This is a genomic window from Rhodanobacter sp. AS-Z3, assembly GCF_029224025.1.
Taxonomy (GTDB): Bacteria; Pseudomonadota; Gammaproteobacteria; order Xanthomonadales; family Rhodanobacteraceae; genus Rhodanobacter.
The window spans coordinates 827,626-842,348 of the sequence record NZ_CP119392.1 but is presented as its reverse complement, the minus strand read 5'-3'; the positions used below and the strand labels follow the sequence as shown (position 1 = coordinate 842,348).

Sequence of the window (14,723 nt, the reverse complement as noted above, 5' to 3'; positions counted from 1 at the left end):
CACAACCTACCCCACGCCGCTAGACTTGTCGCCCCGCCCTCGCCTGCACCTCCCATGCCCTCTTCGCCCTCACCCCAACGCGGCGCGCTGTTTGCGTTGATCGCCACGATTCTGATCTGGGCATACAGCTGGGTGGTGATGAAGCAGGTGCTGGCGTATGCCGGCCCGTTCCACTTCGCCGCGTTGCGTTATCTGCTCGGCGCGGCGGTGTTGTTTGCCGCGCTGGTGTTGTCGCGGCAATCACTGCGGCCACCACCGCTGTTGCCGACGCTGTTGATCGGCCTGTGCCAGACCACCGCGTTCCAGGGACTGGAGCAGTTGGCACTGCTCGGTGGCGGTGCCGGACACGTGGCCCTGCTGGCCTACACGATGCCGTTCTGGGCGGTGCTGCTGGCGTGGCTGGTCTTGGGTGATCGACCCACTCGACGTCACTGGATCGGGGTTGGGCTGGCAGCCGTCGGGCTGGTCTGCATCATCGAGCCGTGGCACGACCTGGGCAGCACGCTGAGCACGCTGTTGGCGATTGCCGGCGGCGCTGCCTGGGCCGGCGGTACCGTACTCAGCAAGCGCATGTTCCAGCGACACGCGCCGGGCGTGCTCAACCTCACGGCGTGGCAGATGTTGCTGGGTGGCGTGATGCTCGGGATCGTCGCACTGGCCGTGCCGGAGCGCGCGATCGAATGGACGCCAGCCTTCATCGGCGGACTGGCTTACAGCGTCTTCCTGGCGTCCAGTCTGGCCTGGTGGATGTGGTCGGTGGTGTTGCAGCGACTGCCCACCACGGTGGCCAGTATTTCCAGCTTGGGCGTGCCCATCGTCAGCGTGCTGCTGGCCTGGCTGATCCTGCGCGAGCAGCCATCGGCGATGGAGCTGCTCGGCATCGTGTTCGTGCTGGCTGGATTGGTGGCGGTCAGCGGCGTGGGTTCGAAACGGCGCGCCTGATCACCACGGCAGCGCGCCGAGATCCACATTGCCGCCCGTCAGCACCACGCCAATGCGTCGACCCGCGAACCGCTGCGGCTGCTGCAGGATCGCCGCCAGCACGGTGGCACTGGAGACTTCCACCACTTGCTTGAGCTCGGACCACAGCAGCTGCATCGCCGCAATGGTTTCGGCGTCGCTGACGGTGATCACGTCGACTTGATGTTCGCGCAAGGCATCGAGGTTGCGCTCGCCAATCAAGGCGCGCAGACCGTCGCAAACTGTGTCAGGTACCACCGTGGTGACGCGACTGCCTTGCCGCAGTGAGCGGTGCGCATCATCGGCGCCGAGCGGTTCGGCACCGAACAGCGTGAGCGCCGGATCGATCCCGTGTGCGGCAATCGCGGCACCGCTGGCCAGACCGCCGCCACCGACCGGCGTGATCAACGCATCGAGCCCGGCGGATTGCTGCAGCAACTCCAGCACCAGCGTGCCCTGACCGGCCATCACTCGCGTGTCGGCATACGGGTGCACCAGCTCGGCGCCGGTCTCGCGCTGTACGTCGGCACACTTTGCTTCGCGGGCAGCCTGGGTGGCTGCGCAACGATGCAGGATGGCGCCGGCGTGTTCGATCGCCTCGAGCTTGGTGCGCACCGCGCCCTCAGGTACCACCACGTGCGCGGCGATGCCGCGTGTGGCGGCGGCCAGCGCCAGCGCGTTGCCATGGTTGCCGGAAGAATGCGTGACCACACCGCGCGCGGCTTGTTCGTCGGTAAGCGACCACACCGCATTGCACGCGCCGCGAAACTTGAACGCGCCGCCACGTTGCAGGTGCTCGCCCTTGAAGTGCAGTTCGGCACCGGTCAAGGCGTCCAGCCGGGTGCTGCGCAGCACCGGGGTGATGTGCGCGTACGGAGCGATGCGTGCGGCGGCATCGCGAATATCGTCGAAACTCGGCAGGGCGTCTTTCACGAATCAATCTCCACACCACAACGGAAAACCCGCTCGGCACCCGGTTCCAGCCGGATCGCCGCCGCACACTCAGGTCGGTTGAACGCGTCCGCCATGCATTCCATCGGCTCGAGCGCAACTGCGCGGCGCGCATCGCGACTCACCGTGTCCGCGGTAAACGCATGCATCACGCCGCTCTCCTGCCATACCGCGATGCCAAAGCCGCTGACCGGGTCACGCAAGCGCGTGCGAATGCGACCGTCGGCATCCGCTTCCAGATCGGTATAGCCCTGATCGAGGATGCTGTCGCCGATCCGCCGCGTCTCGCGGAAATCCAGCGCCGGCGCATCATCCAGCGGCACGTAAGCCTCGGCGCCCGCCAGCGCAATCAGGTCGGCGCCGGTGCGGATCAGGGTCTGCGCGGGAATCTGCAATTCCCAGCCATCAACCGCGCCGTCAGCCACGCGAAAGTATGGGTGCCAACCGAAGAAACACGGGGCGGCGCTGTCGCCCACATTGCGCATGACGACTTCCAGGGTGAGACCTCCGGCATCCAGCGTGAAGCTCACTGCCAGATCGATCGCATGCGGATAACCCGGCCGCGGACGAATCGCCTGACTGCGCAGGGTGACGCGGGCGGAATCATCATCCGCATCGTGGCTGGCAAGCTCGAAGTCGACACCGCGAACAAAACCATGCCGACTGGCGCGATCAGCACCGGTTACGCCTGGATCAAGGTCTTGCGACTGGCCATCGAAGTGATAACGCGCATCGGCGATACGTCCGCCGAACGGCGCCATGATGGCGAATCGCGAACCCGGTCGAGCAACGATTTCGGCCGCATCGCCGTAGCCATCGGCAAGATCGCGGGTGACTCCGTCGAAATCCGTCTCGAAGCTGAGCAACGCCGCACCGTGGCATGCGATGCGCAGGCAGCGGCCGCCGTCGACGTCGGTGAGCGTCACGATGTCCTGCTCGCCACGGTGGCCTGGTTTGGTGGTGTAACGCGTCACGCCCATGCGATTTTCCTTTGGGTTAACAGGCACATGGTATCCTTTTCGATCCCCACGCCCCACACATCCTCTTATGCATGCACTCCCCGAGCAAGCCGCTCCGGCCTTGATCCGTCTTCGTGATTACCGTGCCCCGGCATGGCGCGTCGAGACGGTCGAGCTGGATTTTGACCTCGACATCGATACCAGCGAACTGTGTTCACGCCTTCGGCTGCGCCGCGATTCCGCGCAAAGCGCGCCGCTGCGGCTGGATGGCGAGAACCTGCAACTATTGTCGATCAGTCTGGATGGCGAGCCACTTCCCGCCACCGCGTATCGCTATGTCGACAGCGTGCTGGAAGTGGACGGCGCCCGTGATGGCAGCCTGCTGGAAACGCGCGTAAGGCTGCAACCCGCGGCAAACACCGCGCTGGAAGGTCTCTACCTTTCCGGCCCACGCGAGACCGGTTTCCTGCTGACCCAGTGTGAAGCCGAGGGCTTCCGGCACATCACCTTCTTCCCCGATCGGCCCGACGTGCTGTCGAGTTACACGGTTACCTTGCGCGCCAGTCGCGAGCGCTTTCCGGTGCTGCTCGCCGGCGGCAATCCGGACGGTACGGGCGACCTGGAGGGCGGCCGCCACTGGGCGCGCTTTGTCGATCCGCATCCGAAACCGAGCTATCTGTTTGCCCTGGTTGCTGGCCGCCTGGAAGTACTGGAGCGCGACTACGTCACCGCCGATGGTCGTGCCGTGCAGCTGAAGATCTGGGCCGAAGCCGATGCCATCGACCGTTGTCATTACGCGATGGACGCGCTGGAGCGCTCGATGCGCTGGGACGAGCAGGTCTACGGCCGCAACTACGATCTGGACGTTTTCCACGTGGTCGCCACCCACGACTTCAACATGGGCGCGATGGAGAACAAGGGTCTCAACATCTTCAACGCGAAATGCCTGCTGGCCGAACCGGATTCCACCACGGACGACGAATACCGTCACGTGGAGGCGGTGGTGGCGCACGAGTATTTCCACAACTGGAGCGGCAACCGCGTCACCTGCCGTGACTGGTTCCAGCTGAGCCTGAAAGAAGGTCTCACGGTGTTCCGCGAGCAGAGCTTCTCGGCCGACATGAATTCGGCGCCGCTGAAGCGCATCGAGGACGTGGCCCTGCTGCGGCGCGCGCAATTCCCCGAAGATGCCGGCCCGCTGGCGCATCCGGTGCGCCCGGCGCAGTACAGCGAGATCAACAATTTCTATACCGCCACGGTGTACGAGAAAGGCTCCGAGCTGGTGCGCATGCTCGCCGGCGCACTCGGCCCGGAGGGCTTCCGTCGCGGCATGGACCGCTACTTCGAACGCAATGACGGCCGCGCCGCCACGCTGGAAGATTTCCTCGGCGCACTGGGCGAAGCCAACCAGACCGACCTGATGCCGTACCTCGCCTGGTACGGGCAGCCGGGTACACCCAGACTGAAAGCGCATGGCCATTACGACGCCGAACGGCAGCAGTACACGCTGACGCTGACCCAGCACGCGCCTGCGGTCGCTGGCAGCGATGCGCGCGCTGCCCTGCCGATCCCGGTCAAACTGGCGTTGTTCGACCACACTGGAAGAATGCTGCCACTGCATCTGGACGGCCATGCGTCCAGCGGCGCGCTGGAACAGGTCGTGGTGTTGCGCCAGATCGAGCAGTCGTTTGTGTTCAGCGGGGTGGCAGCGCGACCTGTACCGTCGCTGCTGCGTGGTTTCTCTGCGCCGGTACTGCTGGAGTGCGACTACCCCCCCGCCGACCTTGCATTGCTGCTGGCCCACGACGTCGATGGCTTCAATCGCTGGGAGGCTGGTCAGCAACTGGCAGCGCGCGCCTACGAGAATCTTCGTGACGGCGCCTCCGAGAGCGCCTTGCTGGCGTGGTCGGAGGCGCTGGCAGGTCTGTTCGACAACGCCGCCATTGACGATGCCTTGCTGGCCGACCTGCTGACCCCGCCGGGCGAAATCGAGCTGGCCGAGCGGGAGTCATCCATCGATCCGGCGCATATCCATCATTTGCGCCAGACCTTGCAGCAGCGGTTGGCCGAAAGGCTGGGCGCCGCTGCGTTGCAACAGCGCTACGCCGCGCTGGCGGCGCAGACGTCGATCGGACTGGATGCCGCCAGTCAGGCGCGCCGGCGACTGAAGCGTCGCGTGCTCGAATTGCTGGCACTGCTCGACCATGACGGTGCGTGTGCACTGGCAGACCAGCAAGTGCGTGAAGCACCCAGCATGACCGATCGACTCGCCGCGCTGTCTGTACTGGTACGCCACGGTGCCGATCAGGCGGCGTCGGCACTGGCGGCATTCCGCCTACGCCACGCGGGTAACGCACTGGCGCTGGACAAGTGGTTCTCGGTACAGGCGCAACTGCCGGGCGAGCCGGCGCTGGCCCGTGTACAGATGCTGGAAGCGGACCCGGCATTCACGCTGAAGAATCCGAATCGTGTGCAGTCCCTGCTGGGTGCCTTTGTGCGCAACAACCCGAGCGGCTTCCATCGCGTAGATGGCGCGGGCTATCGGCTGCTGGCCGAACGACTGATCGCGCTGGACGCACTGAACCCGCAAGTGGCGGCGCGACTGGCCACGGCATTCAATGGCTGGCAGAGACTGGAGCCGCGGCGACGCGAGGCGGCAAGAACGGTGATCGTGGAACTGGCGGCGCATCGCGGGCTTTCCCGCAATCTGGCCGAAATCATCGGTAGTGTGTTGAATCACTGACCGGGAAGCGGGCGGCCCGGAAACGGGCCCGCTCCGTTTACATCGCCATGCTGTGCGTGGTGACACCGCCACGCACGAACGCGGGGACTTTCATTCAGACGGCCAGATGATCGAGCGCCTCAAGCAAGCTCTGCATGCGCGACTCCAGGTCGGGCTGCAGCGCGTCACGCTCGTTGGCGTCGCACTCGTACAGGCCGTCCATATCCATTTCCACCTGGCCGATTTCGACCAGCAAGTCGTGATGCGGGTAAACCGGCTGGAAGTCGAAGTTCATATCCATGACGCACTCCTTGGGGATCGGTGGTTGGTAAGTAGGTCAATGCAACCGCCGTGCCACGTTTCGCAATAACCAGCGATTTCGTGAGCTGCATCACGCAACTGACGTATCACGTCATCTGCTGCCGCGGTCCGGCACAAAAGGGCGCGTCAGTCACTCCCTGTTCACGCATTTCGGGTGACTATCCGCCTGTAGTTCAGAGCAGCTTTTGGCTGTCTCTGAGCCAGTCACCTTCCGGTTTCTGGCGTCCGGCAATACGGTCATCCTGGATTCCCCCTGTTCCTGAGACCGCCGGGCGCCAGATCTAAAAGCACGAGGCCTCGCGGCCGAGCCGCGAGGCCTCGTCATTTCGGCTCTGTGGCGCCGTTTGCAAGCCACTGAACCCAGAAAAGGTGACGGCACCCCAAGAGGTGCCGTCTTGCTTCCTTTCTCGGTACGCGGTTGAACCCCTGTCAGTTCAACCTCGCCGCGCGTGGTCGCGCAGCTTCAGCCCTGGAAAGTGCAACGGAGGTAATGCACAGTCCGTGCCACGAAGCCACCTCGGTGAACAGGGTACTGCTGGCGTTACCATGTCGACCCGTTTTGTCACTTTTTGCATGCTCAGGTCAGTTTGATGCATCACCCGACCCTCTACGACGTCATCGTCATCGGTGGCGGCCATGCCGGCACCGAGGCGGCACTGGCTGCCGCGCGCGCCGGCGCGCGCACCTTGCTGCTCAGCCACAACATCGAAACGATCGGTCAAATGAGCTGCAACCCCGCCATCGGCGGCATCGGCAAGGGACATCTGGTCAAGGAGATCGACGCGCTGGGCGGCGCGATGGCACATGCGGCCGACCGCGCCGGCATCCAGTGGCGCACCTTGAATGCCTCGAAAGGTCCCGCCGTGCGCGCCACGCGTTGCCAGGCGGACCGGGCCCTGTACAAGGCAGCGATTCGGCATATCGTGGAAACCCAGCCGAACCTTCAGTTATTCCAGCAGGCGGTGGACGACCTGATCATCGAGGGCGGCCGCGTCACCGGCGTGGTGACCCAGATGGGTCTGTCGTTCAGCGCGCGCAGCGTGGTGCTGACGGCCGGCACCTTCTTAGCCGGCAAGATCCACATTGGTCAGGCGCAGTATGCCGGCGGCCGTGCGGGCGACCCACCCGCCAGCACGCTGGCGCAAAAGCTGCGCGAATTGCCGGTGGCCGCCGACCGCTTGAAGACCGGCACGCCTCCACGCATCGACCTGCGCAGCATCGACTTCACCGGCCTGGACGAGCAGCCCGGTGATAGTCCTGCGCCGGTGTTCTCGTATATGGGTTCGCGCGAGGAACACCCGCGCCAGGTCAGCTGCTGGATCACCCACACCTCCGAGCGCACCCACGAGATCATTCGTGGCGCGCTGGATCGCTCACCGCTGTATACCGGCCAGATCGAAGGTGTGGGACCGCGCTACTGCCCGTCGATCGAGGACAAGGTGGTGCGCTTCGCCGAGAAGAACTCGCACCAGATCTTCATCGAGCCGGAAGGCCTGGATACGTTCGAGATCTACCCGAACGGCATTTCCACCTCGCTGCCCTACGATGTGCAATTGGCGCTGGTGCAGTCGATCAAGGGTTTCGAGCACGCCCACATCACGCGCCCGGGCTACGCGATCGAATACGACTACTTCGACCCGCGCGGGCTGAACCCATGGCTGGAAACCAAGGCCATTCCCGGCCTGTACTTCGCCGGCCAGATCAACGGCACCACCGGCTACGAGGAAGCGGGCGCGCAGGGGCTGATCGCCGGCTTGAATGCCGCGCTTTCCGTGCAGGGCAAGGCGCCGTGGTATCCACGTCGTGACGAAGCTTATATAGGCGTGCTGATCGACGACCTCACCAGCAACGGCACGATCGAGCCGTATCGCATGTTCACCTCGCGCGCCGAATACCGGCTGCACCTGCGCGAGGACAATGCCGACCTGCGCCTGACTGAAAAAGGTTTTGAGCTGGGAGTAGTCGCGCAGGCTCGCTTCGATGCCTTGCGCAGCAAGCGTGACGCGGTCGAGCGCGAACTGCAGCGCTTGGGCGGACTGTGGATTTCCCCGACCAACGCGCTAGGCAAAGCGGTGCAGCAGCAACTGGGTATCAGCGTGACCCGCGAGACCAGCGCGATCGACTTGTTGCGTCGACCCGAACTCAATTATGTCAACCTGACCGAAGTCGCCGAACTCGGCCCGGCGCTGACCAGCGAGCACGCCGCCGCACAGGTCGAAGTGCAGGTGAAGTATGCCGGCTACCTCGAACGTCAGCGCGCAGACATCGAACGCCAGCGTCGCCAGGAGCATCTGGCGATCCCCAGCGGTTTCGATTACGACAAAGTGCGCGGCTTGTCCGCCGAAGTGCTGCTGAAACTCAAGCGCTCGTTGCCCGCCACCATCGGCCAGGCCGCGCGGGTCAGCGGCGTGACGCCGGCCGCGATTTCGCTGTTGTTGGTGCATTTGAAGCGCCGCGACGCCGCCTGACTTGGGCGCAACGCATGGGCTCATGGCATGATGCGCGCTTTAGACAGCACGGGGAGTGCACAATGGAAATCTGGATCGGCCGCGACGGCGAACGCCATGGCCCGTACAAGGAAGATGAAGTACGCCAGTGGATGCGCAGCGGCCAGGTAAGCTCTGCCGACCTGGCCTGGTACGAAGGGCTGGCCGACTGGCAGCCGCTGTCGGTGCTGTTTCCCGACGCGGTGGCTGCCGCAGCACCGCCCTCCCCCTCGGCCGGCACCAGCAGCAACCCGTATTCCGCACCGACCTCGCCACTGTTGCCGCAAACGACCGCTGCAGCGCTGGAAGACTATGCCGGCTTCTGGAAGCGCGTGGCGGCCTACATCATCGACGCGATCATTCTGTACATTCCACAGATGCTGATCGAAAAGGCATTCGGTGCCGGTGCGGCCAAGGCCACGTTGCAGCAGGCGATGACCGACGGCGCCGGCAACATGGACGCCATCATGGCCGCCAACTCGCATTACTACAGCGTGATGTGGCCGGCGATGGTTTTGACCATTGTGATGGCAGTCCTGTATTTCGCCATCTGCGAAAGCTCGGCCTGGCAGGGTACGGTAGGCAAACTGGCCCTAGGCATCCGGGTCACCGACCTGGATGGCAAGCGCATCAGCTTTGCTCGGGCGCTCGGGCGTTATTTCGCCAAGATGATCGACGTCATCATTCTCGGTATCGGTTTCCTGATGGTCGGCTGGACCCAGCGCAAACAGGGACTGCACGACATGATCTGCAGCACCCTGGTGCTGAACGGTCGTGCCAGCGAGTTCAACACCAACGCTGCCAGCGGCAAGAAGAACAATACGTTCAACGCCTGATGTCGGCCTGAGCCACAAGATCAACGGCGCCGCGGTCCATCCGCGGCGCCGTTTGTTTTGCTGGCGCGGCAGCATCGAACGCACTTGTTATCATCGGCGGCCAACCCGCTCACCCGGCGCCATGCGCCGTTGCAAGGAACTGAAAGTCGCTCATGCAAAGTATCGAACAACGCATCGCCACCGATATCGCCGCCAGCACCGCACAGGTTCGCGCGGCGGTCGAACTGCTCGACGGCGGCGCCACCGTGCCGTTCATCGCACGCTACCGCAAGGAAGTCACCGGCAGCCTCGACGACACCCAGTTGCGCCTGCTGGAAGAGCGCCTGCACTACCTGCGTGAACTGGAAGATCGGCGCGCGACGATTCTTGCCAGCGTGGAAGAACAAGGCAAACTCAGCGATGCGTTGAAAGCCGACCTGCTCGCCGCCGATACCAAGGCGCGACTGGAAGATTTGTACCTGCCGTTCAAGCCCAAGCGTCGCACCAAGGCACAGATTGCCCGCGAAGCCGGACTGGAACCGCTGGCACTGGGCCTGCGCGAAGATCCCACGCTGACCCCGGAAGCCTTCGCCGAGTCCTTCGTGGACGCCGACAAAGGCATCGCCGATGTACGCGCTGCGCTGGACGGCGCGCGCGCGATCCTGATGGAGTCGATCGCCGAAGACGCTCACCTGGTCGGCGAACTGCGCGACTGGCTGTGGGCGCAAGGCCAGATTCGCGCCAAGGTGGTCGAGGGCAAGCAGAACGAAGGCGCCAAGTTCCGCGACTACTTTGACCACGTCGAACCGATCGGCAAGATTCCTTCGCACCGTCTGCTTGCGCTGATGCGCGCGCGCAACGAGGGTGTGCTCGAGCTCGAACTCACTCCCGCGGCCGACAGTGAGCAAGGTCATGCCGAAGGCGAAGGTCGCGTGGCCGCGCATGCCAATATCCACAACCGTGGCCGCGCCGCGGATGCGTGGCTGCGCGAAACCGTGCGGCTGACCTGGCGCGTGAAGCTGCACCTGCACCTCACCCTCGACCTGTTCGGCCGCGTGCGCGAAGGCGCCGAAGACGAAGCGATCCGCGTGTTCGGCGACAACCTGAAAGACCTGATGCTGGCCGCCCCGGCGGGTGCGAAAACCGTGATGGGTCTGGACCCCGGCATTCGCACCGGCTGCAAGGTCGCGGTGGTCGATGCCACCGGCAAAGTGCTGGCGACCGACACTATTTATCCGCTGGAACCGAAGCGGCAGTGGAACGAATCGCTGGCCGCGCTGGCGCGGCTGTGCAAGCAGCATCACGTCGATCTGATCTCGATTGGCAACGGCACCGGCTCACGCGAAACCGACAAGCTGGCGGGCGAGCTGATCAAGGGCCTGGCCAAGGCCGATCCGTCGCACACGATTGCCAAGATCGTCGTCAGCGAAGCGGGTGCATCGGTCTATTCGGCCTCCGAAACGGCAGCGAAGGAGTTCCCTAACCTCGATGTGACTCTGCGGGGTGCGGTGTCGATCGCGCGCCGTCTTCAAGATCCGCTGGCCGAGCTGGTGAAGATCGAGCCGAAGGCGATCGGCGTCGGCCAGTACCAGCACGATGTCAACCAGATCAAGCTGGCCCGCGCACTCGATGCGCGCGTCGAAGACTGCGTGAATGCCGTAGGCGTCGACGTCAACACCGCTTCCGCCGCGCTGCTCTCGCGTGTCGCCGGACTCAGCGCCAGCGTCGCGGAAAACGTGGTGAAACATCGCGACGCCAACGGCCCGTTCGCCAACCGCAAGGCGCTGCTGAAGGTGCCGCGGCTGGGCGACAAGGCATTCGAGCAGTGCGCCGGCTTCCTGCGCGTGCCGGCAGGCGACAACCCGCTGGACGCCAGCTCGGTGCACCCGGAAGCGTATCCGGTGGTCGAGCGGATCATCGCGCAGTGTGGCCGCGAGGTGCGCAACATCATCGGCGACAGCGGCTTCCTGCGCGGACTCAAGGCCGAGCAGTTCACCGACGAAAAATTCGGTGTGCCCACGGTGCGCGACATCCTCAAGGAATTGGAAAAGCCCGGCCGCGATCCGCGCCCGGAGTTCGTCGCGCCGAGCTTCGCCGAAGGCGTCGAAGACGTGAAAGATTTGCAGCCCGGCATGATCCTCGAAGGCCGCGTCACCAACGTGGCCGCATTTGGTGCGTTCGTCGACATCGGCGTGCACCAGGACGGACTGGTACATGTCTCGGCGTTGTCGCACACCTTCGTCAAGGACCCGCGCGACGCGGTCAAGGCTGGCGACATCGTCAAGGTCAAGGTGATGGAGGTCGACTTGCCGCGGCAGCGCATCGCGCTCAGCATGCGACTGGACGACGAGCCGGGACAAACCCGTGGCGGACGCGCCGACGGCGACCAGCCAAACCGTGGTGGCAACCGCGATAGCCGCGGCAGCCGACCCGCCAACCCGCCACCCAAGCCCAGCGCCGCCCCGCTCAACAGCGCATTTGCGGACGCGCTGAACCGCGCCAAGCAACGCTGAACGATCCACCATGCGGTGCAGCATGCGCTCCCGTATGGATTGGATTACCGTAACGAAGTTGTAACAAGATCATCCGCCCAGGAGTTTCAATCATGCTGCGTACCCGCCATCTCGCCGGTGCCATCGTCGCTGCCCTGTTGTTCAGTGCCAGCGCCAGTGCCGCCACCCAGCAGTTCAGCAAAGTCGTCGTGTTCGGCGACAGCCTCAGCGACAACGGCAACATCTCGCTGGCCAGTGCTCCCGGCATCCAGCCGCCACTGCGCTTCACCACCAACCCGGGCACCACCACCGCCGAAAACGTGGCGAGTGCGCTTGGCTTCACGCTGGCGCCATCGGCTGCCGGTGGCACCGATTACGCGTGGGGTGGCGCGGGCTTCGTCAACAACGTGGCTGCTGTACCCACGATCCCCCAGCAATTGCAGATGTACCTGGGCTCAACCGGCGGCAAGGCCGATCCCCATGCGCTGTATCAGGTCTGGGGTGGCGCCAACGACGTGTTCTACCTGACGGGCACGCTGTCTGATCCCAACGCGATCGCTGCCGGCACCATCAACGCGGCCAAGACCGAGCTCGGTGTTCTGGCCGGCTTGCAGGCCGCGGGCGCGAAATACGTGTTGGTCTACAACCTGCCTGACCTCGGCAAGACGCCGTCCGCCGCCGCCGGTGGCCCGGCCAGCCAGGCCGGTGCCAGCCAGCTGGCCATCATCTACAACGGCGTGCTCAATAGCGGCCTCGCCCAGCTCAGCAACAGCGGCTTGAACGTGATTCCGGCCAATGCCTTCGGCCTGCTCAACGAAGTGATCGCCAATCCGTCGTCCTACGGTTTCAGCAACGTCACTGATCCCGCATGCGGTGCCGGCGCCAGTTCGGTGCAGTGCGGGCCGGTTGGTTCGGGCCTGCCTTACAGCTACGCCGCCGGCACCGACAAGACCTATGTGTTTGCCGATGGCGTGCACCCGACCGCAGCTGCCCACGCGTTGTTCGGCCAGTACGTGGTGTCGGTGATCAATGCGCCGGGGCAGATTTCCCTGCTCGGCGAAGCACCGCTGGCGTCCAGCACCGTGCAGAACGGCGCCGTGCGCAAGCAGATGCTGGCAGACAGCGTGGGTGGAGAGACCCGCACCTTCGTCAACATCGACTACGGAATGCAGCGCTTCCACGCCGGCAATGGCACGCCCAAGACCACCAGCGACAACTTCAACTTGACCCTCGGTGCAGACGTCCGTGCGACGGACAACATTTCGGCGGGTGTGGCGCTGGGCATCGGCCAGAACAACGCCGACTTCGCGGGCGGCGGTGGTTACAAGATGCAGGACATCAGCGGGCTCGGCTACCTCACCTACCACGTGGGCGGCGGCTATGTGGGCGGCTATGCCAACTTCGGCCAGGCCAACTTCAAGGACATCGACCGCCACATCACTCTCGGTCCGGCCACCCGTATTGAAAGCGGCAAGGCGGACGGCTCACACCTGGGCGGCGGCCTCACCGGCGGCTGGTGGTTCCAGCTCGACCGCCTGCGCACCGGCCCGTTCGCCACGGTGGAATGGCAGACCGCGAAGGTCAATGGCTACAGTGAAAAGGGCAACGACAGCAGCGCCATGTGGTTCGGCCGCCAGCAGCGCGATGCGCTGGTAAGCACGCTGGGTTGGCGCTTGCAGGGTGACTTGAACGTCGGCAACACGGTGCTGTCGCCTTACGCCGAACTGGCCTGGAACCATGACGGCAAGGCTGATCCGCGGATGCTGAAGGCCGGCCTGAACAGCATGAACGGTACGTTCGAAATGCCCGGCTTCGTGCCGGACAACAGCTGGGGTACGGCTGAAATCGGCGTGACCGCGCGCCTCACGCCGCACATCGTCAGCTGGTTCGGCTACAAGGGCCGTTTCAGCGATAACACCCAGAAGTACAACAGCTTCAACATGGGCTTCAAGGTCATGTTCTGAGCTCTAGTCAAATAGCGCACAGCAAAAAGGCCGCCGGTTTCCCGGCGGCCTTTTCTTGGCAGCGTGCAGGCGGCTTACTTGTTCTTGCCGCCAGTCGCGATGCTGAGGATCGACACGCCATCTTTCTTCATGGCTGCAGCTGTGGCGGCATCGAGCACCTGCACGGCCGAGCCCACCTCGTGCTGCTTCAGCACCAGCGAACCGTCTTCACCCCAACCCGCGCGGTCGATCGCACTGGCCTTGCCGTCACGGCTCGCCTTGGTTTCCTGCACGATCACCCAGGGCTTGCCATCCTTGAAGGCATAATCGGTGCTGGTGTAACCCTTGTCACCGTAATCGACTTCTTCGCGGATGTACTTCACTTCGCCGGCCTGACGGAACAACTGCCAGCCGCGCGAATCATTGGCTTCGAGCTTGGTGCCGTGGCTGATCTTCATGCCACCGATCTGCGCCTTCACCGCATCGAAGTCTGCCAGCAGCTTCTCGCTCGGCGTCTGTTCAGCCTGCAGCTGGATCGCCACGGCATCGTTCTTGCTGTTCTTGCCCAGCACCGGCGCCTGGATCGGCATGGTGTATTGACGATCACCGTCGGTCAGGGTCGCCTGGATCACGTACAGATCGTTCGGCTTCACTTCAGCCGGATTGAAGGTGAGCGTGAACGACTGCGGAAAGGTACCGGCTGGCGAGGTCTTGCTGGCCAGTGGCGCCGAACCCATGGCCGTGGCAGACACGTCAGCCAGGTTCAGCACCAGGGTTGCCTTGTCCGACGGCGCGGGCGAGCCGGCACGCAGCGAAATCGTTCCGCTGACCTGCGACGGAATCTGCGCAACCGTGCCAGCCGTGTTGGCAGAAGCCGGTGCAGCGGAGTCCGCCTGCGTGGACGAATTGGAAGCGTTGTTGCAACCGGCCAAGGCCAGTGCAGCAACCGACATCAGCGACAAAACCGTCTTGCGCATGGGAGAAACCTCTTCAACGGGAAATCTGGCACGTGTCCATTCGGGCGCTTTGCGCCTCGACGTTTACGCGGGGGAAGTTCCAAGCATAGCCCAAAAA

At 64.3% G+C, this 14,723-nt stretch carries 10 protein-coding genes; 6 read left to right on the top strand and 4 right to left on the bottom strand.

What is annotated here, in order from left to right; all coding sequences use genetic code 11:
* Positions 1-54 precede the first annotated feature (54 nt).
* A complete protein-coding gene (locus PY254_RS03545) occupies positions 55-942 on the top strand; it encodes a DMT family transporter (RefSeq protein WP_281014099.1) in 888 nt (295 codons plus the stop codon).
* On the opposite strand, the gene PY254_RS03540 is transcribed toward PY254_RS03545, so the two are convergent.
* Complete coding sequence (locus PY254_RS03540) at positions 943-1,893, bottom strand: pyridoxal-phosphate dependent enzyme (RefSeq protein ID WP_281014098.1); 951 nt, start codon at positions 1,891-1,893, stop codon at positions 943-945. It lies immediately after the preceding gene.
* Positions 1,890-2,891 (bottom strand): aldose 1-epimerase, encoded by a 1,002-nt coding sequence (locus PY254_RS03535; protein WP_281014096.1) that lies wholly within the window; start codon positions 2,889-2,891, stop codon positions 1,890-1,892. Before PY254_RS03535 ends, PY254_RS03540 begins: the two co-directional genes overlap by 4 nt.
* 67 nt (positions 2,892-2,958) lie before the next feature.
* On the opposite strand from PY254_RS03535, the gene pepN reads away from it, so the two are divergent.
* A complete protein-coding gene (pepN, locus tag PY254_RS03530; protein WP_281014095.1) occupies positions 2,959-5,613 on the top strand; it encodes an aminopeptidase N in 2,655 nt (884 codons plus the stop codon).
* 94 nt (positions 5,614-5,707) lie between these two features.
* Here pepN and PY254_RS03525 read toward each other — a convergent pair whose 3' ends face one another.
* Positions 5,708-5,893 (bottom strand): hypothetical protein, encoded by a 186-nt coding sequence (locus PY254_RS03525; protein WP_281014094.1) that lies wholly within the window; start codon positions 5,891-5,893, stop codon positions 5,708-5,710.
* A 610-nt stretch (positions 5,894-6,503) separates the two neighbouring features.
* Here PY254_RS03525 and mnmG point away from each other — a divergent pair.
* The 4 genes from mnmG (at position 6,504) to PY254_RS03505 (ending at position 13,670) form a co-directional block, all read left to right on the top strand.
* A complete protein-coding gene (gene mnmG / locus PY254_RS03520) occupies positions 6,504-8,381 on the top strand; it encodes a tRNA uridine-5-carboxymethylaminomethyl(34) synthesis enzyme MnmG (RefSeq protein WP_281014093.1) in 1,878 nt (625 codons plus the stop codon).
* Positions 8,382-8,443: 62 nt separating this feature from the next.
* On the top strand, positions 8,444-9,235 hold the full coding sequence (locus tag PY254_RS03515; RefSeq protein ID WP_281014092.1) for an RDD family protein: 792 nt from the start codon (positions 8,444-8,446) through the stop codon (positions 9,233-9,235).
* Positions 9,236-9,387: 152 nt separating this feature from the next.
* The gene (locus PY254_RS03510; RefSeq protein ID WP_281014091.1) at positions 9,388-11,727 is read left to right on the top strand and encodes a Tex family protein; all 2,340 of its coding nucleotides are present in this window, start codon (positions 9,388-9,390) and stop codon (positions 11,725-11,727) included.
* Positions 11,728-11,819: 92 nt separating this feature from the next.
* Positions 11,820-13,670: an autotransporter domain-containing protein gene (locus tag PY254_RS03505; RefSeq protein WP_281014090.1), complete on the top strand. Its 1,851-nt coding sequence runs from the start codon at positions 11,820-11,822 to the stop codon at positions 13,668-13,670.
* A 74-nt stretch (positions 13,671-13,744) separates the two neighbouring features.
* Here PY254_RS03505 and PY254_RS03500 read toward each other — a convergent pair whose 3' ends face one another.
* Positions 13,745-14,626, bottom strand: coding sequence for a YbaY family lipoprotein (locus PY254_RS03500; RefSeq protein WP_281014089.1), 882 nt, complete (start codon positions 14,624-14,626; stop codon positions 13,745-13,747).
* Positions 14,627-14,723 lie beyond the last annotated feature (97 nt).

Excerpts from the sequence above, each read along its gene's own strand:
- PY254_RS03545 (WP_281014099.1), top strand. The coding sequence starts at position 55 with ATGCCCTCTTCGCCCTCACCCCAACGCGGCGCGCTGTTTGCGTTGATC.
- PY254_RS03535 (WP_281014096.1), bottom strand. The coding sequence starts at position 2,891 with ATGGGCGTGACGCGTTACACCACCAAACCAGGCCACCGTGGCGAGCAG.
- pepN (WP_281014095.1), top strand. The coding sequence starts at position 2,959 with ATGCATGCACTCCCCGAGCAAGCCGCTCCGGCCTTGATCCGTCTTCGT.
- PY254_RS03525 (WP_281014094.1), bottom strand. The coding sequence starts at position 5,893 with ATGGATATGAACTTCGACTTCCAGCCGGTTTACCCGCATCACGACTTG.
- mnmG (WP_281014093.1), top strand. The coding sequence starts at position 6,504 with ATGCATCACCCGACCCTCTACGACGTCATCGTCATCGGTGGCGGCCAT.
- PY254_RS03515 (WP_281014092.1), top strand. The coding sequence starts at position 8,444 with ATGGAAATCTGGATCGGCCGCGACGGCGAACGCCATGGCCCGTACAAG.
- PY254_RS03510 (WP_281014091.1), top strand. The coding sequence starts at position 9,388 with ATGCAAAGTATCGAACAACGCATCGCCACCGATATCGCCGCCAGCACC.
- PY254_RS03505 (WP_281014090.1), top strand. The coding sequence starts at position 11,820 with ATGCTGCGTACCCGCCATCTCGCCGGTGCCATCGTCGCTGCCCTGTTG.
- PY254_RS03500 (WP_281014089.1), bottom strand. The coding sequence starts at position 14,626 with ATGCGCAAGACGGTTTTGTCGCTGATGTCGGTTGCTGCACTGGCCTTG.